The sequence below is a fragment of the Profundibacterium mesophilum KAUST100406-0324 genome, assembly GCF_009835145.1.
In the GTDB taxonomy this organism is placed as follows: domain Bacteria; phylum Pseudomonadota; class Alphaproteobacteria; order Rhodobacterales; family Rhodobacteraceae; genus Profundibacterium; species Profundibacterium mesophilum.
This window is the reverse complement of record NZ_APKE01000010.1, coordinates 1-18734: the sequence shown is the minus strand read 5'-3', so window position 1 is coordinate 18734 and position 18734 is coordinate 1. Positions and strand designations below refer to the sequence as shown.

At 69.1% G+C, this 18734-nt stretch carries 15 protein-coding genes; 10 read left to right on the top strand and 5 right to left on the bottom strand.

Annotated features, from left to right (window positions below; genetic code table 11):
* The first annotated feature begins 28 nt into the window (after positions 1-28).
* The 4 genes from PMES_RS03100 to PMES_RS03085 all read left to right on the top strand — a co-directional run bounded on the left by PMES_RS03100 (position 29) and on the right by PMES_RS03085 (position 4939).
* Positions 29-1546, top strand: coding sequence for an ABC transporter ATP-binding protein (locus PMES_RS03100; protein ID WP_159964055.1), 1518 nt, complete (start codon positions 29-31; stop codon positions 1544-1546).
* A gap of 244 nt (positions 1547-1790) precedes the next feature.
* Positions 1791-2879: an ABC transporter permease gene (locus tag PMES_RS03095; RefSeq protein WP_159964054.1), complete on the top strand. Its 1089-nt coding sequence runs from the start codon at positions 1791-1793 to the stop codon at positions 2877-2879.
* Positions 2876-3805, top strand: a complete 930-nt coding sequence (locus PMES_RS03090) for an ABC transporter permease (protein ID WP_159964053.1) — start codon at positions 2876-2878, stop codon at positions 3803-3805. Before PMES_RS03095 ends, PMES_RS03090 begins: the two co-directional genes overlap by 4 nt.
* 54 nt (positions 3806-3859) lie before the next feature.
* Positions 3860-4939, top strand: a complete 1080-nt coding sequence (locus PMES_RS03085; RefSeq protein WP_159964052.1) for a BMP family ABC transporter substrate-binding protein — start codon at positions 3860-3862, stop codon at positions 4937-4939.
* Positions 4940-5026: 87 nt separating this feature from the next.
* Here the strand turns inward: PMES_RS03085 and PMES_RS03080 are convergent, their stop codons facing one another.
* From PMES_RS03080 to PMES_RS03065, 4 genes are all read right to left on the bottom strand, one after another.
* Positions 5027-5548, bottom strand: a complete 522-nt coding sequence (locus tag PMES_RS03080) for an EF-hand domain-containing protein (RefSeq protein ID WP_159964051.1) — start codon at positions 5546-5548, stop codon at positions 5027-5029.
* 186 nt (positions 5549-5734) lie between these two features.
* Positions 5735-6364: a Hint domain-containing protein gene (locus tag PMES_RS03075; protein ID WP_159964050.1), complete on the bottom strand. Its 630-nt coding sequence runs from the start codon at positions 6362-6364 to the stop codon at positions 5735-5737.
* A gap of 90 nt (positions 6365-6454) precedes the next feature.
* On the bottom strand, positions 6455-8956 hold the full coding sequence (locus PMES_RS03070) for a GcvT family protein (RefSeq protein WP_159964247.1): 2502 nt from the start codon (positions 8954-8956) through the stop codon (positions 6455-6457).
* Between the two features lie 169 nt (positions 8957-9125).
* Complete coding sequence (locus tag PMES_RS03065) at positions 9126-9677, bottom strand: L,D-transpeptidase (protein ID WP_159964049.1); 552 nt, start codon at positions 9675-9677, stop codon at positions 9126-9128.
* Between the two features lie 213 nt (positions 9678-9890).
* Here PMES_RS03065 and PMES_RS03060 point away from each other — a divergent pair, with 213 nt between their 5' ends.
* From PMES_RS03060 to PMES_RS03045, 4 genes are all read left to right on the top strand, one after another.
* The gene (locus PMES_RS03060; RefSeq protein WP_159964048.1) at positions 9891-11285 is read left to right on the top strand and encodes an aminotransferase family protein; all 1395 of its coding nucleotides are present in this window, start codon (positions 9891-9893) and stop codon (positions 11283-11285) included.
* 88 nt (positions 11286-11373) lie between these two features.
* On the top strand, positions 11374-14229 hold the full coding sequence (locus PMES_RS03055; protein ID WP_159964047.1) for a molybdopterin oxidoreductase family protein: 2856 nt from the start codon (positions 11374-11376) through the stop codon (positions 14227-14229).
* 79 nt (positions 14230-14308) lie between these two features.
* Positions 14309-15049: a 4Fe-4S dicluster domain-containing protein gene (locus PMES_RS03050; RefSeq protein ID WP_159964046.1), complete on the top strand. Its 741-nt coding sequence runs from the start codon at positions 14309-14311 to the stop codon at positions 15047-15049.
* Positions 15049-15927: a dimethyl sulfoxide reductase anchor subunit family protein gene (locus tag PMES_RS03045; RefSeq protein ID WP_159964045.1), complete on the top strand. Its 879-nt coding sequence runs from the start codon at positions 15049-15051 to the stop codon at positions 15925-15927. The genes PMES_RS03050 and PMES_RS03045 overlap by 1 nt, the downstream gene beginning before the upstream one ends.
* 85 nt (positions 15928-16012) lie before the next feature.
* Here PMES_RS03045 and PMES_RS03040 read toward each other — a convergent pair whose 3' ends face one another.
* Complete coding sequence (locus PMES_RS03040; RefSeq protein ID WP_159964044.1) at positions 16013-16594, bottom strand: EF-hand domain-containing protein; 582 nt, start codon at positions 16592-16594, stop codon at positions 16013-16015.
* A 220-nt stretch (positions 16595-16814) separates the two neighbouring features.
* Here PMES_RS03040 and PMES_RS03035 point away from each other — a divergent pair, with 220 nt between their 5' ends.
* Positions 16815-17534 (top strand): response regulator, encoded by a 720-nt coding sequence (locus tag PMES_RS03035; protein ID WP_159964043.1) that lies wholly within the window; start codon positions 16815-16817, stop codon positions 17532-17534.
* Positions 17531-18667 (top strand): ATP-binding protein, encoded by a 1137-nt coding sequence (locus tag PMES_RS03030; RefSeq protein ID WP_159964042.1) that lies wholly within the window; start codon positions 17531-17533, stop codon positions 18665-18667. The genes PMES_RS03035 and PMES_RS03030 overlap by 4 nt, the downstream gene beginning before the upstream one ends.
* The last annotated feature ends 67 nt before the right edge of the window (positions 18668-18734 follow it).

Below are 18734 nucleotides of genomic sequence, written 5' to 3'. Positions count from 1 at the left end.
CCGGCAAGGGCACGAGAGGCGGGGCGGAATGAGTTCGGGCGCAGACCTTCTGAGGGTGGACGGGCTGACCAAGGCCTATCCCGGCGTGGTCGCCAATCGCGACGTCACATTCGGCATCAAGGCGGGCAATGTCCATGCGCTGCTCGGCGAGAACGGCGCGGGAAAATCCACGCTCGTCAAGATGATCTACGGCCTCGTCCGGCCCGATGCCGGCCGGATGCAGCTTGCCGGCCTGCCCCATACGCCCGGCGATCCGCGCGATGCGCGCGCCTCCGGGGTCGGAATGGTGTTCCAGCATTTCTCGCTCTTCGACGCGCTCGATGTCGGCGAGAACATCGCGCTGGGGATGGAGAACGCGCCGCCGCGCCGCGCCCTCGCCAAGGCGATCCGCGATGTCAGCACCGCCTATGGCCTGCCGCTCGATCCCGGACGGCGCGTCGGGGACCTGAGCGCCGGCGAGCGCCAGAGGGTCGAGATCGTGCGCTGCCTGCTGCAAGAACCGCGCCTGCTGATCATGGACGAGCCGACATCCGTGCTCACCCCGCAGGAGGCGCGGCTTCTCTTCGGCACCTTGCGCAAACTGCGCGCCGAAGGGGTCGCGATCCTCTATATCAGCCACAAGCTCGAGGAGATCCGTGCCCTGTGCGACAGTGCCACGATCCTGCGGCAGGGCGAGGTCGTCGGAAGCTGCGTGCCCGCCGAGACCTCGGTGCGGGCGATGGCGGAGATGATGGTGGGCGACAGTCTGCGCGCGCCCCGCGCCCGACCCCATGCGCCCGGCGATGTCCGCCTTTCGGTCGCGGGCCTGTCGACACGGCCCGTCTCCCCCTTCGGCACGGCGCTCAAGGATGTCACCTTCGAGGTGCGGTCGGGCGAGATCCTGGGGATCGGCGGCGTGGCGGGCAACGGCCAGGACGAGCTTCTGGCCAGCCTGAGCGGCGAGATGCGCAGCGCCTCGGGCCATATCCGGCTGGAGGGCCGCGATATCGGCCGGCTTGGCCCGAATCCGCGCCGCGCACTGGGCCTCCTGGCCGCGCCGGAGGAGCGTCTGGGCCATGCCGCCGCCCCGGACATGTCGCTGACCGAGAACGGCGTGCTCACGGCGCATGACCGCGAGGGCCTGACCCGGCGCGGGATGATCGACTGGCGCCGTGCCCGCGCCTTCGCCGAAGGCGTCATCACCCGGTTCGACGTGCGCACGCCCGGCCCCGGAACCGCCGCGCGGGCCCTGTCGGGTGGCAACTTGCAGAAATTCGTCATCGGACGCGAGATCCTGCAACGCCCCGAGCTGCTGGTCGTCAACCAGCCCACCTGGGGGGTCGATGCGAGCGCGGCGGCCGCGATCCGGCAGGCGCTTCTCGATCTGGCATCCGACGGGGCCTCGGTGATCGTCATCAGCCAGGACCTCGACGAGCTGATGGAGATCTCGGACCGCTTTGCCGCGCTCAACGAGGGACGGCTGAGCGCCCCGCGCGAAACCGCCGATCTGGGCACCGAGGAGATCGGGCTGATGATGGGCGGCGCCCACGGGCTGGCCCCGGCATGAGCGGCGCCGACATCTACACAATCGGCGATCCCCGCCCCGGTGACGACCCCCGCCCCATCAACGACCCCCGCCCCATCAACGACCCCCGCCCCGTGAAAAGGACAGGACGACAGATGACACCAGAGCGCCAAGGCCCCTCGCGCCCTGCCCTCCTGCCTGCCGGCCCGGGCCCGCGCCTGCGCCGCCGCGCCGCCGCGGCAGGCTCGGCGCGCGCATGCCCGGCCGCGCGGCGGGGATGTGCGGCATGATCGCGCTCGAGAAACGTCCCCAGCCCTCTCGGCTCTGGGCTCTGGCCACGCCGCTTCTGGCGGTCCTGCTGACGATGATCGCCGGCGGACTGCTCTTCGCGCTCCTGGGCAAGGATCCCTTCGCCGCGATCCGCACGATCTTCTGGGATCCGCTTTTCGATCCGCAATTCTCCGGCTACTCGCGCCCGCAGCTGCTGGTGAAGGCCGGACCCCTGATCCTCATCGCGATCGGGCTCAGTTTCGGCTTCAGGGCGGGGGTGTGGAACATCGGCGCGGAGGGCCAGTATATCGTCGGCGCGCTGAGCGGGGCTGCGGTGGGACTTGCGCTCTATCCCTATGACGGCTGGATCGTCTTTCCCGCCATGGTCCTCGCCGGGCTGGCCGGGGGGATCGCATGGGCGATGATCCCCGCGATATTGCGCGCCTATTTCAAGACCAACGAGATCCTTGTCTCCCTGCTGCTCGTCTACGTGGCCGAGAACCTGCTGGCCTCGATGGCGGTGGGGCCGCTGCGCAATCCCGAGGGGGGCGGCTTTCCCGGCAGCCGCAACCTTGCCCAGTGGTCCGGCTCGGCCAATCCCGAGCTGATCGCCGGCACCGGCATGCATTGGGGCGTCGTCGCGGCCTTCATCGCGGTGATCGCCGCCTATGTCCTCCTGGCGCGTCACATGTTCGGCTTCCATGTGCGCCTCGCGGGCCAGGCGCCCCGCGCCGCCGGCTTCGCAGGGGTCGATCCCGCGCGGCTGATCATCTTGTGCCTCGGTATCTCCGGCGGGCTCGCGGGCCTCGCGGGGCTCTTCGAGGTGACGGGACCGGCCGGGCAGATCGGCATCGACTTCAATGTCGGCTACGGCTTCACCGCGATCATCGTCGCCTTCCTCGGACGGCTGAACCCGATCGGGATCCTGCTGGCGGGGCTGCTGATGGCGCTGACCTATATCGGAGGCGAGCTTGCCTCCTTCATGCTCGACATCCCGATGGCGGCAATCCAGGCATTCCAGGGAATGCTCCTCTTCTTCCTGCTGGCGGTCGATTTGCTGGTGAACTTCCGGATACGGATCAAGCGGCGGGAGATCGCGCCATGAATTTCGGATCGATCGACCCGGTCTTGCTGATCGCCTCGCTGATGGTGGCGGCCACCCCGATCGTGCTGGCCGCCCTCGGCGAGCTGGTGGTCGAGAAATCGGGCGTGCTCAATCTCGGTGTCGAGGGGATGATGATCACCGGGGCGATCTGCGGCTTCGCGGTGGCCACCGAGACCGGCTCGCCGCTCGCCGGCTTCGCCGCCGCGGCGCTGGGCGCGATGCTGCTCTCATTGGTCTTCGGGCTGCTGACCCAGGTCATGCTGAGCAACCAGGTGGCGACGGGCCTCGCGCTCACGCTGTTCGGGCTGGGGATATCGGCACTGATCGGACAGGATTACATCGGTGTGAAGCCGCCGCGCACCCAACCCATCGATTTCGGGGGCCTGGGCGATCTGCCCCTGCTCGGCCCCGTGCTCTTCAACCATGACTGGGTCGTCTACCTGAGCCTTTTCATGGTGTTCGCGACGGGGTTCTTCCTCAACCGCACGCGCGCGGGCCTGGTGCTGCGGGCCTGCGGCGAGAACCACGACGCCGCCCATGCGATCGGGATCAAGGTGGTGCGCATCCGCCTTGCCGCCATCGCCTTCGGGGGTGCCTGCGCCGGGCTCGGGGGGGCGTATCTGAGCCTCGTGCGGGTGCCGCAATGGACCGAGGGGATGACCGCCGGCGCCGGCTGGATCGCCCTCGCCATCGTGGTCTTCGGTGCATGGCGCGCGGGCGGTGTTCTCCTGGGGGCCTACCTTTTCGGCGGGATGACCGTGCTGCAGCTGAACCTGCAGGCCGCGGGCGTCGCGCTTCCCGTCGAGTACTTGTCGATGTCGCCCTATCTGATAACGATTGCGGTGCTCGTCGTCATGTCGGCGCGCAGACGCACACGGCTCGCCGCGCCGGCGGCGCTTGGCCGCGTGTTCCACGCCTCGTCCTGACGGGGCCAACAAGACCGGGCCGCCCGGCCCGCGATCCACAGGGAGTGCATGAAGATGCTTCGCAGAACGTTCCTCGGCGCCACGGCGCTTGCCCTCGGCCTCGCGGCCGCCGCCCATGCCCAGGATGACGGGAAGACCAAGGTCGGCTTCGTCTTCGTCGGTCCCGTCGGCGATGGCGGCTGGACCTTCGAGCACAATAAGGGCCGCCTCGCGCTCGAGGAGGAATTCGGCGACAAGATCGAGACGGTCTACAAGGAGAGCGTTCCCGAGGGCGCCGATGCCGAGCGCGTGATGACGCAGATGGCCCTTTCGGGCGCCGATCTCATCTTCTCGACCTCCTTTGGCTACATGGACCCGACCATCAACGTCGCCAAGAAGTTCCCGGACGTGAAGTTCGAGCATGCCACGGGCTACAAGCGCGCCGACAACGTCTCGACCTATTCCGCCCGCTTCTACGAGGGGCGCGCGGTGCAGGGCCTGATCGCCGGCCACCTGACGCAGAGCAACAAGATCGGCTACATCGCCTCCTTCCCCATCCCCGAGGTGATCCGGGGCATCAACGCCGCCTATCTCGCGGCCCGCGAGGTGAACCCGGAGGTCGAGTTCAACATCGTCTGGGCCTTCACCTGGTTCGATCCGGCCAAGGAGGCCGACGCGGCGAAGGCGCTGATCGAGCAGGGCGCCGACGTGATCCTGCAGCACACCGATTCCACCGCGCCGCAGGCCGCCGCCGAGGCCGCCGGCGATGTCTACACCTTCGGCCAGGCCTCGGACATGGCTGAATACGCGCCGATGCCGCGCGTCAGCTCGATCATCGACAACTGGGCGCCCTACTACATCGAGCGCACCCGCGCGGTGATGGATGGCACATGGGAGAGCCAGGACACCTGGGACGGGATCGCGCCCGGCATGGTCGAGATCGGCGAGATCAGCGACGCCGTGCCCCCCGAGGTGAAAGAGAAGGCGCTGGCCCTCAAGGAGGCGATCGCTGCCGGCGAGGCCCATCCCTTCACCGGACCGATCAACAAGCAGGACGGCAGCGCATGGCTCGCCGAGGGCGAGACCGCCGATGACGGCACACTGGCCGGCATGGATTTCTACGTCGAGGGCCTGAAGGGCGAAATTCCCAACTGAACGACAAGGCCGCGCAGCCCAAGGGGCAGCGCGGCCTTCACCTAGCACACGGCGCCGGGAGTCCGCGCGCAGGTCGGGGATCGCCGATCAGTCATCGTCATCCGAGTCGTCGTCATCGCCATCGTCCTCGTCCCGATCGCTTTGGTCCTCACGGTCGTCCTCGGCACGGTCCTCACGTTCCTCGCGGTCGTCCTCGGCACGGTCCTCACGCTCCTCGCGGTCGTCCCTCTCGCGGTCTTCGCGCTCCTCGCGGTCGTCCCTCTCGCGGTCTTCGCGTTCCTCGCGGTCGTCCTTCTCGCGCTCAGCAATTTCGGCAGCCTGCGCCGCGCCCGGGGTGCCGGACTCGCCGCGCATGGCCGCCTGTTTCATCGCGCGCTCGCCCTCGGTTTGCGTCGCGCGGATCTCGTCCTTGGAGATGAGGCCATCACCGTCCTGGTCGCGCCCGATGATCGATAGCCCCTCCTGCCCGAAACCCCGCACCAGCTCGGCGCGGTCAAGACGGCCGTTCCGGTCGAGGTCGATATCCTCGAAACGCTTGCCCTGCGCCTGTGCGGCGCCGGCCACCAGCCCTGCCGCAACAGCGGCGAATGCCATTTTCTTGTAGTCCATCTTTGATCCTCGAATATATGCGGAAACTTTCACCGGATGCCGGACCGGCAGCCGCTGTTCGAATGGCACGCGGGCCGGGTATGCCACGCGCGGCGCATGCCGCCGGAGCGGCCGCACCATGTCGTGGGAAAAGCCCGATTGCCGCTCGCCCGGGCCGGCATCGGAGCCGACGCGGCGGGCGCGCCGCTAGCGCATCGCCTGCAGGTAGGCCGCCGGCGGCAGCACCGGCAGGGCGGCTTGCGGAAAGGCCTCCGCCTCACGACGCAGGGCCGGGAAGCGGCGCATCAGATCGACCTTCGTGCCCTCGTCGACATTGGCGACCGTCGCCGCGGAGGGGTGGAATGTCTCGACCGGGAGGCCGCTGACCATGACGACCTCGTGACGGTCGAAGACGAAATTGTAGAAGATGCTGCCGGCGGCATCGCGGTCGAGCCAGATCGCGTCGCTGCTCCCCGCAAGGCCGCGCGCCTCGATCAGCCCGCCGCTCTCCTCGCCATCCTCGAGCAGCCAGCCGGGCACGAGGACCTTGTGATCCGGCGCGAGGGTCAGGGGCTTTTGCGGCATCATCGGCCCGAGGGCGCGCGGCGCGAGGCGCACCGGCGCAAGATCGGGATCGGCCTTCATCTCGGCCTCGCCGATGCTGCGCGTCCAGACGAGCCTGACGGGACGGAGCCCCCCTCCGCGCGTGACGACGAGGTCGCCGGGGCGGATATTGTCGGCACGGCGCGCGCCGAACGGGGTGCGCAGGAGCGCATCGCCGCTGATGCCCGTGAACCGCGCGAGCTTGGGGCTGTCCATGATCTGAACGTGGCGCATGACGCTCTCCTGACTGATCCTGAACTTAACCAATCAGAAAGGTTGGGCGCGATGAAGTCTCAATAATGACGGAAACGCGGCGGATGTCTTTCATGCATCAATGCGTATCCGGGCGTTCTCGGGATCATAGGGGCTGTCCTGCAGGACCCGCGCGGGCCAGGTTTCGCCCAGCATCCGGACGCGAAGCTCCGTTCCCGGCGCGGCCAGCTCCGGCGCGACATATCCCATCGCGATGCTGGCTCCCAGGGCAACCGAGTATCCCCCGGAGGTCAGGCGCCCGACCACGCGACCGCCGGACAGAAGCGCCTCCCGGCCCCAGGGATCGGCGTCCTGCGGACCGTCGATGCGCAAGGTGACGCAGCGCGTGCGAATGCCGAGCGCCAGCATCGCCGCCTTGCCGTGGAACGCCTTGCCCTGGTCGACGAACCGATCGAGCCCGGCCTCAAGGGGCGATGCGTCGCGTCCGAGCTCGGTGCCGAAGGCGCGATAACTCTTCTCCTGGCGCAGCCAGTTCTGCGCCCGCGCGCCGACAGGTTTGAGGCCATGCGGCGCGCCGGCCTCCATCAGCCGGTCGAAAAGATGGTTCTGCATCTCCATCGGGTGATGCAGCTCCCAGCCCAGCTCGCCGGTATAGGCCACGCGGATCGCATTGACGGGCACCATGCCAAGCTCGATCTGCCGCGCCGACAGCCATGGAAAGCGCTTGTTCGACAGGGCCGTTGCGGGATCGGCATCACGGATCAGCGACGAGAGGATATCGCGCGACCGCGGCCCGGCCAGCGCGAAGACGCCGAACTGCGCGGTCACATCCGTCAGGTGCATGGCACCGAACTCGGCCTGCTTGTCGGCGACCGCCTTCGCCAGGAAATCGCTGTCATAGGCCTGCCAGGCGCCGGCGGAGACGAGGTAGAATTTCTCCTCGGCAAGCCTGACGATGGTATATTCGGTGCGCACCGTGCCCGCCGGACCGAGCGCGTAGGTCAGGTTGATACGTCCGACTTTCGGCAGCTTGTTGGTGGTGAACCAGTCGAGGAAGACCGCCGCCCCCGGCCCTTCGAGAAGATGCTTGGCGAAGGCGCTCGCATCGATCAGCCCGGCCGCCTGGCGCAGCGCCTCGGCCTCGGCCTTCGCATGCTTCCACCACCCACCGCGCCGGAAGCTGCGCGCATCGTGATCGAACGCCTCCGGCGCATCCACGGGGCCGAAGTAGTTCGGCCGCTCCCAGCCGTTCACCTGCCCGAACTGTGCGCCCAGCGCGCGCATCCGCTCATAGCAAGGCGCGGTCTTCAGCGGCCGGCAGGCGGGACGCTCCTCGTCGGGATGGTGGAGGATATAGACATGCTCATAGGCCTCCTCGTTCTTGCGGGCGGCGTATTCGGTGGTAATCCACGGCCCGTAGCGGCGCGGATCGAGGCTGGCCATGTCGATCGCCGCCTCGCCCTCCACCATGAGCTGCGCGAGGTAATGTCCGGCCCCGCCAGCCGCGGTGATGCCGAAGCTGAACCCCTCCGCGAGCCACATGTTGCGCAAGCCCGGCGCGGGTCCCAGGAGCGGGTTGCCATCGGGGGTGTAGCAGATCGGACCGTTGAAATCATCCTTCAGCCCGACCTCCTCGGAGGAGGGGATGCGGTGGATCATGCTCATGTATTCCTCCTCGATCCGCTCGAGATCGAGCGGGAAGAGGTCGGCGCGGAAACTGTCGGGCACGCCATGCTCGAAGCGGGCCGGCGCGCCGCGCTCGTAGGGGCCGAGGATCCAGCCGCCGCGCTCCTCGCGCACATACCACTTGGCATCGGCATCGCGCAGCACCGGATGCTCGGGATTGCCTTCGGCCCGCCACGCGCGCAGGGCCGGATCGGGCTCGGTCACGATGAACTGGTGCTCGACGGGAATGGCCGGGATCTTGATGCCCAGAAGGCGCGCGGTGCGTTGCGCGTGGTTGCCGGTGGCGGTAACGACATGCTCGGCCTCGATCACCTGTCGCTCGCCTGAGGGAACGAGGTTGCCGCCCTTCTCCGCCATCTTCGTGACGGTGACGCGCCAATGATCGCCGGCCCATTCATACCCGTCCACCTGCCAGCGCCGCTCGATCGTCACACCACGCTGGCGCGCGCCCTTGGCCAGCGCCATCGTCACGTCGGCGGGGTTGATATAGCCGTCGGTGGGATGGAAGATCGCCCCTTCCAGATCCTCGGTGCGCAGCAGGGGCCAGCGCTCCCTGATCTGCGAGGGCGTCATCCATTCGAACGGAACGCCCACGGTCTCGGCCGTTGCGGCATAGAGGCGGAACTCGTCCATCCGCGCATCGCTCTGCGCCATGCGCAGGTTGCCGACCACGGCGAAGCCGGCATTGAGCCCCGTCTCGGCCTCGAGCGTCTTGTAGAGCTTGATCGAGTGGTCGTGGATCCAGCTCGTCGCATAGGACATGTTGAAATAGGGCAGCAAGCCCGCCGCATGCCATGTCGAGCCAGAGGTCAGCTCGTCGCGCTCCAGAAGCATCACCTCGTCCCAGCCCGCACGGGCAAGATGATAGGCGATCGAGGTGCCGACGGCGCCGCCGCCGACGACGAGAGCTTTCACTTGGCTGCGCAACGCATGACCCTCCCACTGGCATTCCCTGCCTAGATCGCCGATCCCCGGCGCGGCGGGCGCGCGGGCGGCGACGTTACGCATCCCGAAACCGACCTTCCCTCCTCACTTTCGCGCAAATACCTTCGCCGAAGGCCGGACGGCCCCGCCCCGGGGCCGGGCCGCGCGCCGATCAGAAGACCGTCACCCTGGTGCCGACCGGCACCCGCGCATAGAGGTCCTCGACATGCGCGTTCAGCATCCTGATGCAGCCGTTCGAGACGGAGCGGCCGATCGATCGCGGCGCCGTGGTCCCGTGGATCCGGAAATAGGTGTCGATCCCGTTCTGGTAGAGATAGAGCGCCCGCGCGCCCAGGGGGTTGTCCGGACCGCCGGGAACGCCGTCCTCGAACTGCTTGTAAGTCTCGGGCTCGCGCTCGATCATCTCGTCGGTGGGCCGCCAGCTGGGCCAGCGCGCCTTGCGTTCGATCACAGCCGTGCCCTTGAAGGCCAGTCCCGCGCGCCCGACGCCGACGCCGTAGCGCATCGCCTGCCCCTCGGGCATCGTCCAGTAGAGGTAGTGCTGCGCGGGAACCACGAGGAGCTGTCCCGGCGCGATCCCCGCGCGCAGGGGAACGAGCTGCGGGCGCAGGCGCGGCGCAAGCTCGAACGCGCCCGCGGGTGCCGCGAGCCCCGTGGCGGCGGCAGCGGCAGCTCCCGCGATGAACTGGCGTCTGTCTGGCATGGCTCTCTCCTTGTGCATGTCCCGGCGGGCGCGGATGCGGCAAATCTACCCCCATCGCGCCGCCGCGTCAGCATCGCGCGCGCGGATGGCCAAATTAAGCCGCGCGATCGGCACGCCGGCAACTCGCCCATTGACGCGCGGCGCGGCGCGGCGCAGCCTGTCAGCCGGGCCGAGCCCCCGCTCCAGCGTCCTGCCACCAAAGAGACCCATCCGATGAACGCCAGCTTCCAGATCAACGATCCCCGCGCCGCGATCGAGGCCGACCGCGCCCATGTCTGGCACCACATGGTCCAGCACAAGCCCTTCGAGAGCGCCGATCCCAGGATCATGGTCGAGGGGCGCGGGATGAAGCTGTGGGACATCACCGGCAAGGAGCATCTCGATGCCGTCTCGGGCGGCGTCTGGACGGTCAATGTCGGCTACGGGCGCGAACGGATCGCCGACGCGGTGCGCGATCAGCTGGTACGGCTGAACTATTTCGCAGGCTCGGCGGGCTCGATCCCGGGGGCCCATTTCGCACAGGCATTGATCGCGAAGATGCCGGGGCTGAGCCGCGTCTACTATGCCAATTCGGGCTCGGAGGCCAACGAGAAGGCCTTCAAGATGGTGCGCCAGATCGCGCACAAGCATCACGGCGGCCGCAAATCCAAGATCCTCTACCGCGACCGCGACTATCACGGCACCACGCTGGCCTGCCTCTCGGCCGGGGGGCAGAAGGAGCGCAACGCCCAATACGGCCCCTTCGCCCCCGATTTCGTCGAGGTGCCCCATTGCCTCGAATACCGCGCCTTCGAGCAGGGACACGGCGATCTGTCCGGCGCCGATTACGGGCGCGCCGCCGCCGATGCGATCGAGGCGGTGATCCTGCGCGAAGGGCCCGACACGGTGGGCGCGCTCTGCCTCGAGCCGGTCACGGCCGGCGGCGGCGTCATCACCCCGCCGGAGGGCTACTGGCCGCGGGTGCAGGAGATCTGCCGCAAATACGACATCCTGCTGCATATCGACGAGGTCGTCTGCGGCATCGGGCGCACCGGCACCTGGTTCGGCTACCAGCATTACGGGGTCGAGCCCGATTTCGTCACCATGGCCAAGGGCGTGGCCTCGGGCTATGCCGCGATCTCGTGCTGCGTGACCACCGAGGCGGTCTTCGAGATGTTCAAGGACGAGAGCGATCCGCTGGGCCATTTCCGCGACATCTCGACCTTCGGTGGCTGCACTTCGGGCCCGGCCGCGGCGCTGGAGAACATGGCGATCATCGAGGAGGAGGGCCTTCTTGAAAACACCTCCCGCATGGGCACGCGGCTGATGGGCAATCTCCACGCCCTCGCCGAGCGTCATGCGGTGATCGGCGACGTGCGCGGCAAGGGCCTCTTCTGCGGCGCCGAGCTGGTCAGCGATCGCGATGCGCGCACGCCCGCCGACGAGAAGCGCGTGCAGGCGGTCGTCGCCGACTGCATGGCGCAAGGCGTGATCATCGGCGCCTCGAACCGCTCGGTGCCGGGCTACAACAACACGCTGTGCTTCTCGCCGGCCCTGATCGCGACGGCCGATGACATCGACCGCATCACCGATGCCGTGGACGGTGCACTCGGCCGCGTCTTCGGCTAGACGAAGGACGGGCGGGTGCGGCTCTGAGGGGCCGCACGGCCGGGGACCGACGCATCCCGGGCCCGGACAACCGGAGGACAAGGGACAGATGAGCGCTTCGCAGCCGCGGACCGAGACCTCGCCGCGCATCTCCGACGAGATCCGCAAGACCACCTGCTACATGTGCGCATGCCGCTGCGGGATCGATGTGCACCTGAAGAAGGGCGCCGACGGCAAGAAGCACGTGGCCTATATCGAGGGCAACCGCGATCACCCGGTCAATCACGGCGTGCTTTGTGCCAAGGGCGCGGCGGGGATCATGCAGCATCTGTCGCCGGCGCGTCTGCGCGCACCGCTCAGGCGCACCGGCCCGCGCGGCTCCGGCCAGTTCGAGGAGATTTCCTGGGACGAGGCGATGGAGATCGCCGAAGGCTGGCTGCGCCCCTTGCGCGAGACCGCGCCCGAAAAGCTCGCCTTCTTCACCGGGCGCGACCAGAGCCAGAGCTTTACCGGCCTCTGGGCGCAGGCCTTCGGCACCCCGAACTATGCCGCGCATGGCGGTTTCTGCTCGGTGAACATGGCGGCGGCCGGTATCTACACGATGGGCGGCTCCTTCTGGGAATTCGGACAGCCCGACTGGGAGCGCACCCGCCTCTTCCTGCTCTTCGGCGTGGCGGAGGATCATGACAGCAACCCGATGAAGGCAGGCATCGCCACGCTCAAGGCGCGCGGCGCGAAGGTGATCGGGGTCAATCCGATCCGCACCGGCTACAACGCAGTTGCCGATGAATGGGTGGGCATCACGCCCGGAAGCGACGGCCTGCTGGTCCTGTCGCTCGTGCATTGCCTGCTGAAGGCCGGCAAGATCGATCTCGACTACCTCGCGCGTTTCACCAACGCGCCGGTTCTCGTCGACGCCGACCCCAGGTCGCCGCAATTCGGGCTGCTCCTGCGCGGCGAGAGCGGCCGGCAGATGGTCATCGACCGGCGCACCGGCAGGCCCGCCGACTTCGACGCGGAAGGGGTGGAACCCGACCTGCGCGGCAAGCTGCGCCGCGCCGGCGTCACCCATCGCAGCGTCTTCCAGCATATCGCCGAGATGTACCTGTCGAACGACTACGCCCCCGAGCGGGTGGCGGGGCGAACCGGGCTGGACGCCAATCGCATCCATCGCCTCGCCGCCGAGATCGCGCGCGCCGCCTTTGACGAGCCGGTCGTGATCGAGCAGCCCTGGACCGATTTTCGCGGCGTCCGGCACGAGCGGATGGTCGGGCGGCCCGTCAGCTTTCACGCGATGCGCGGCGTCTCGGCCCATTCCAACGGGTTCCAGACCTGCCGGGCGCTGCACCTGCTGCAGATCCTGCTGGGCAGCGTCGAGGTTCCCGGCGGCACGCGCTTCCGTCCGCCCTACCCCAAGCCGGCGACGGCGCACCCCCTGCCCCATGCGCGCAGCGCGCCGGGTCAGCCGCTCGGCGGGCCGCATCTGGGCTACCCGCAGGGGCCGGACGATCTGTGCCTGACCGACGAGGACACGCCTGCCCGGATCGACAAGGCCTTCAGCTGGGAGGCACCGCTCAGCGCGCATGGCATGATGCACATGGTCATCTCCAATGCCCATGCCGGCGACCCCTACAGGATCGACACGCTCTTTCTCTACATGGCGAACATGGCCTGGAACTCGTCGATGAACACGACGCAGGTCATGCAGATGCTCACCGATACGGATGCGGACGGGGAATACGTGATCCCGAGGATCATCTGCGCCGACGCCTATTCCTCCGAGATGGTCGCCTTCGCCGATCTCGTCCTGCCCGATACGACCTACCTCGAGCGGCATGACTGCATCTCGCTGCTCGACCGGCCGATCTCGGATGCGGATGCGGCGGCCGATGCGATCCGCTGGCCGGTCGTGGAGCCCGAACGGCCCGGCGCGGCCGGCGTGCGCCCTTTCCAGGACGTGCTGTGCGATCTGGGCGCGCAGCTGTCGCTGCCGGGCTTCACCGAAGCCGATGGCAGCGCCCGTTACGCCAATTACGCCGATTACATCCAGAACCACGAGCGGCGTCCGGGCATCGGCCCCCTTGCGGGCTGGCGGATGGGCGAGAGCGGCGTCGCACATGGCCGCGGCGGGCCGAACGCGGCACAGATCGACAGCTACATTGCCAACGGGGGCTTCTGGCGCGGCGAAATCGCGCCGGATGCGCGGTTCTTCAAGCCGTGGAACATGGCTTACCAAGACTGGGCCGTGCGCACGGGGCTGATAGATGGGCCGCAACCCTACATCTTCTCGCTCTGGTGCGAGCCGCTGCGCCGCTTCCAGCTCGCCGCCGAAGGTCACGGGCGCCGGCAGCCGCCCGAGCATCTGCGTGCGCGGATCAGGGAGACGTTCTCGCCATTGCCGATCTGGTATCCTCCGCTCGGAGATGACCAGCGCGCGCCCGATGCCTATCCGCTGCATGCCCTGAGCCAGAGGCCGATGGCGATGTATCACAGCTGGGGCAGCCAGAACGCCTGGCTGCGGCAGATACACGGGGTCAATCCGCTCTATTTGCCGACCGCGCTCTGGCAGGAGGGCGGTTTCGCGGAAGGTGACTGGGCGCGCGTCAGCAGCCCCCATTCGCAGATCACGGTGCCCGTCGCGCATATGGCCGCGCTGAACCGCGATACGGTGTGGACCTGGAACGCGATCGGCAAGCGGCGGGGCGCCTGGGCGCTGCATCGGGAGGCGCCGGAGGCGACGCAAGGCTTCCTTCTCAACCATCTCATCCACGAGCTGCTGCCGCCGCGCGGGGACGGTCTGCGCTGGGCCAACAGCGATCCGATCACCGGGCAGGCCGCCTGGTTCGACCTCAGGGTGCGCATCGAGAAGGTGGCCGCGCCCCGGGTCAGCCAGCCCGCCCACCAGGCGCAGGCATCGCCGGTGGGGCGCGGCCCGCGGGACGTTGCCCAGAAGGTGACGCGGTGAGCCGGCGCGGCGCGCGCGCCCGGCCATCGGCCGCCTCCGGCGGAGGTATTTTCACGAAGATGAAGGAGGACAGTGACATATGACCGATCTACCGCCCGCCTTGCAGGTGAAGCTTGGGCTGGTCATCGATCTCGATACCTGCGTGGGCTGTCATGCCTGCGTGATCGCCTGCAAGGGCTGGAACACGCAAGGCGATGCCGGACCGCTGGCGGATGCGGATGCCTATGGCAAGGCGCCCGAGGGTGCCTTCCTGAACCGGGTGCATTCCTTCGAGCTGACGCCGGAGACGGGGCCGGCGCAGATCGTGCATTTCCCCAAATCCTGCCTTCATTGCGAGACGGCGCCCTGCGTGACCGTTTGCCCGACCGGGGCGAGCTACAAGCGTGTCGAGGATGGCATCGTCCTGGTCAACGAGACCGACTGCATCGGATGCGGTCTTTGCGCCTGGGCCTGTCCCTATGGCGCGCGGGAGATGGACCCGGTCGAGAAGGTGATGAAGAAGTGCACGCTCTGCGTCGATCGCATCTACAACGAGACCCTGCCGGAGGTGGACCGGGTTCCCGCCTGCGTGCGGACCTGCCCGGCGGGGGCGCGGCATTTCGGTGATCTGGGCGATCCCGACAGCGCGGTCTCGCAGCTCGTCGCCGAGCGCGGCGGCTATGACCTGATGCCGGACCAGGAGACGGGGCCGGTCAACAAGTATCTCCCGCCGCGGCCCCGCGATGCCGAGATCGACATCCTTGCCCCCTTTCTCGAGCCCGTGGCCGAGGAGCCGCGCGGGTTCATGGCCTGGCTCGACCGGACGCTGGAGCGGATCTGATGCATCCGGCGCCATCGCTCATCGCCTTCTCGCTCCTTTCGGGCCTCGGCTTCGGCCTGCTGGCGATGCTGGGCCTCGGGATTGCCGCCCCGGAGGGACTGGTCGGCACGGTCTTCTGGGGGCTCGGGCTCGGGCTGTCGGGCTCGGCGCTGCTGGCCTCCGCCTTCCATCTCGGTCATCCCGAAAGGGCCCTGAAGGCCTTCAGCCAATGGCGCAGCTCCTGGCTCAGCCGCGAGGCGTGGCTGGCGAGCGCCGCGATGGCGGTCTTCGCCCTCCATGCCGGGCTCATCACCTTCGCGGGATGGCGCATCGCGCCGCTTGGCTGGCTCGGGGCGCTCCTGGCGCTGGGGACCGTCGGGGCGACGGCGATGATCTATGCCCAGCTGCGCACCGTTCCGCGCTGGCATCACTGGTCGACCCCGGCGCTGTTCATCGGCCATGCGCTGGCGGGGGGGAGCCTTCTTGCGGGCAAGACGGTGCTCGCGGGCATCCTGCTCATCGCGCTCGGAGCGGGGCAGCTTGCGGCATGGTGGCTGGGTGATCGGCTTTTCGCGCGCAGCGGCACCAGCATCACCCGCGCGACCGGGCTCGGCGTTCCGGATGGCATCCGCCTCTGGGAGGCGCCGCATACGGGACAGAACTACCTGACGCGGGAGATGGTCTTCGTGATCGCGCGCAAGCACGTGGCCAAGCTGCGGGTGATCGCGGCGGTCTTCGGCTACGCGGCGCCGGCGGTCCTGCTCCTGCTGCCATCCGTCGATCATGCCATCGCCGCGGTGGCAGTGCTGTGCCATATCTTCGGGGCGGCGGTGTCACGCTGGCTCTTCTTTGCCGAGGCCGAGCATGTCGTCGGTCTCTACTATGGGCGCGGCCGGTGAGCGCCGCCGCGCCCCATATGACTGCGTCCAGGCAAGGCCAAGGAAGTGGCATGGCCGGACGAGGGGCCCGGCCATGCGCGTTGGGTCAGTCGCGGCCGCCGCGGCGTCCGTCCTGCATGGTGAGAGCGCCGTCGTCGTCGCGGTCCATGCGCTCGACGATGCCGCCGAAACGCGCGTTCAGCTCGGCGCTCGTGACATCGCCCGATCCATCCGCGTCGAGCCGCTGGAAGGCATCGACCATGCGGGGGCGCGTCTGTTCGAAGAAGACCGGGGCGAACTCCTCGATCCCGACCGCCCCGTTTCCGTCGGCATCCGCCGCGGCGAGCCGATCCTGGAGATAGGCGTCGATCTCCGCCTGCGTCACGCGGCCATCATCATCGCCATCGACGGCCGCGAAGAGGGCCTGTCCGCCCGCCGGGCCGAAGCCGCCGAGCATCGCGCCGCGCCCGCAATGCCGGCCGCCATGCCGCTTCGCGTGGCCGCGCTCGCCCCGCGACGCGGCCTTGGCGCCGTGGCGGCCCTCCTCGCTCCGGGCGTCCGCCGACTGGGCGGGACGGGTCTCGTCGGCCGGTGCGGCCGTGGTGGGGGCATCCTGGGCGATGGCGAGCGAGGCCGCGCCCGCGGCGATGATCGCGGCAACGATGCCGAATTGGGTTCGAGTGGTCATGTCGTATCCTTTCAGGTTTCCCGGGACGTTCCGTGCGGCGCCCCATGGCTTCGATGAAGGAAGTCATGGCACGACGTGCATCCCCCCGGCGAGAAAGGCCTTGTCGCGGACTGTCGCGGCTCCGGCGTCTCGTTACATCCTGCGACAAACGCCTCTCCGGGACGCGGTTTGCGGGGCGGTGAAAGGCCGTTAGACAAGTGCCTGACCTCATGGAGTGCCGATGAACGAGACCGCCGCCCCCCTGATCCTCGTGGTCGATGACGCCCGCGACATCCGCGAGCCGCTGGCGCAATATCTGCGCCGGCAGGGCTTGCGCACGCGGCTGGCCGCGAACGCGGTCGAGGCGCGCCGCGTGCTCGGCGAGAGCGGCGCGGATCTCGTGCTGCTCGATGTCATGATGCCGGGCGAGGACGGGCTGTCGCTCTGCCGCGACATCGCGGCGAAGGGCGGCCCGCCGGTGATCCTGCTGACCGCGATGGCCGAGGAGACCGATCGCGTCGTCGGCCTCGAGCTCGGCGCCGATGACTACGTGGTGAAACCCTTCGCCCCGCGCGAATTGCTCGCCCGCATCCGCGCGGTCTTGCGGCGGCGCCCCGCACCGCCCTCGCAGGTGACGACCGCCGCGCGGCACTTCGCCGGCTGGCGCTTCGATCCGGCGGCGCGCGAGGTGGTCCATGGCGACGGGCGCCATGCGCGGCTGACATCGGGGGAGGCGCGGCTCCTTGCGGAGTTCCTCGATCGCCCGCGCGCCGTGCTGAGCCGCGAAGCCCTTCTCGAACGGCTCCAGGGCCGCGAGGCCAAGCCCTACGACCGCGCCATCGACAACACCATCGCCCGTCTGCGCCGCAAGCTCGAGAACGACCCGTCCAGGCCGCGCCTGCTCGTCACCGAATGGGGCGGCGGTTACGCGCTGGCCGCCGAGGTGGAGGACGACCCATGAGGCGCCTTCTGCCCGCCGGCCTCGCGGCCCGCTTCGCCGTGCTGCTGACGGCGGCGCTCCTGGCCGCGACGCTCGTGGCGGCGGGCGTTCTGGCATGGGAGCGCGACCGGCTGGGACGCGAGGCGGTGGAGCGCCGCCAGATCGAGCGGATACTGGCATTGGCCCCCCTGCTCGACGGCACGGCGCCCGCCGAACGGCGCCGCCTTCTGGCCTCCTCGGCAGGGCGCGGCGCGCGGCCCGTGCTCGCATCCGCCCCGCCGCCGCCCGGTAGCGGCCGCCTCGCGGATCTCTCCGCCACCCTGTCGGACGCGGCGCAACGCGAGGTCAGGCTGGTTCGCGGCGCGGGGCGCGCGCCTGCCACGCTGGCGGTCGAGGTGATGGATCCGCCCGCCTGGCTCCTGGCCGAGATGCGCGGAATGCGCCCCCCACCCGCAAGCACCGGCGCCCAGTCGCTCCTGCTCGTGATGGGCCTGTCGCTGGCGGCGGTTCTTGGCGTCGGCCTGCTGTTCCTGCGCCGTCTCACCCGTCCTCTCGCCGATCTTGCGCGCGCCGCACGGGCCGCCGGGCGCGGCGACCGCGCGGCACGGTTGCCCGAAACCGGCGCGCGCGAGCTGCGCGAGGCCGCCGTGGCCTTCAACGACATGCAGGCCCGCATCGCCCGCTTCGACGCCGAGCGCACCCGCACCCTCGCGGCTCTCGGCCATGATCTGCGGACCCCGATCACGAGCCTGCGCATCCGCGCCGAGATGCTGGATGACGGTGACGCCGCGCCGATCCTGGCGACGCTGGACGAGATGACCGTGATGGCCGACGGCCTCATCGCCGTCGCGCGTGGCGAGGGCGATAGCGAGCCGCGCCGCTCGGTCGCTCTGGCCGCCCTCCTGCGGAGGGTCTGCGAGCCGCGCGGCGCGGCGCTGGTCACCGAGGCCGAGCCGATCGTTCGGGGCCGGTCGGTCGCGCTCTCCCGCGCCATCGGCAACCTCGTCGACAACGCGCTGCGTTATGGCGGCGCGGCGCGGGTATGCCTGAGGGCCGAGGGCGGGGAAGCCGTCATCGAGGTCGAGGATGACGGGCCGGGCATTCCGGAGGACCGCCTTGCCGCGATGTTCGAGCCGTTCGTGCGTAAGCGTTAGCTGAACAGCACCAGCGGTTCAGCTTGACGGCTTGAAGTTCCACGGCAGCAGGTCGTCGAGGCGGCTT

What these genes read in the sequence shown, in the direction of transcription:
- PMES_RS03085 (WP_159964052.1), top strand. Translation starts at nt 3,860, where the DNA reads ATGCTTCGCAGAACGTTCCTCGGCGCCACGGCGCTTGCCCTCGGCCTC.
- PMES_RS03030 (WP_159964042.1), top strand. Translation starts at nt 17,531, where the DNA reads ATGAGGCGCCTTCTGCCCGCCGGCCTCGCGGCCCGCTTCGCCGTGCTG.
- PMES_RS03090 (WP_159964053.1), top strand. Translation starts at nt 2,876, where the DNA reads ATGAATTTCGGATCGATCGACCCGGTCTTGCTGATCGCCTCGCTGATG.
- PMES_RS03040 (WP_159964044.1), bottom strand. Translation starts at nt 16,594, where the DNA reads ATGACCACTCGAACCCAATTCGGCATCGTTGCCGCGATCATCGCCGCG.
- PMES_RS03075 (WP_159964050.1), bottom strand. Translation starts at nt 6,364, where the DNA reads ATGCGCCACGTTCAGATCATGGACAGCCCCAAGCTCGCGCGGTTCACG.
- PMES_RS03060 (WP_159964048.1), top strand. Translation starts at nt 9,891, where the DNA reads ATGAACGCCAGCTTCCAGATCAACGATCCCCGCGCCGCGATCGAGGCC.
- PMES_RS03065 (WP_159964049.1), bottom strand. Translation starts at nt 9,677, where the DNA reads ATGCCAGACAGACGCCAGTTCATCGCGGGAGCTGCCGCTGCCGCCGCC.
- PMES_RS03035 (WP_159964043.1), top strand. Translation starts at nt 16,815, where the DNA reads ATGAACGAGACCGCCGCCCCCCTGATCCTCGTGGTCGATGACGCCCGC.
- PMES_RS03095 (WP_159964054.1), top strand. Translation starts at nt 1,791, where the DNA reads ATGATCGCGCTCGAGAAACGTCCCCAGCCCTCTCGGCTCTGGGCTCTG.
- PMES_RS03100 (WP_159964055.1), top strand. Translation starts at nt 29, where the DNA reads ATGAGTTCGGGCGCAGACCTTCTGAGGGTGGACGGGCTGACCAAGGCC.
- PMES_RS03050 (WP_159964046.1), top strand. Translation starts at nt 14,309, where the DNA reads ATGACCGATCTACCGCCCGCCTTGCAGGTGAAGCTTGGGCTGGTCATC.
- PMES_RS03055 (WP_159964047.1), top strand. Translation starts at nt 11,374, where the DNA reads ATGAGCGCTTCGCAGCCGCGGACCGAGACCTCGCCGCGCATCTCCGAC.
- PMES_RS03045 (WP_159964045.1), top strand. Translation starts at nt 15,049, where the DNA reads ATGCATCCGGCGCCATCGCTCATCGCCTTCTCGCTCCTTTCGGGCCTC.
- PMES_RS03080 (WP_159964051.1), bottom strand. Translation starts at nt 5,548, where the DNA reads ATGGACTACAAGAAAATGGCATTCGCCGCTGTTGCGGCAGGGCTGGTG.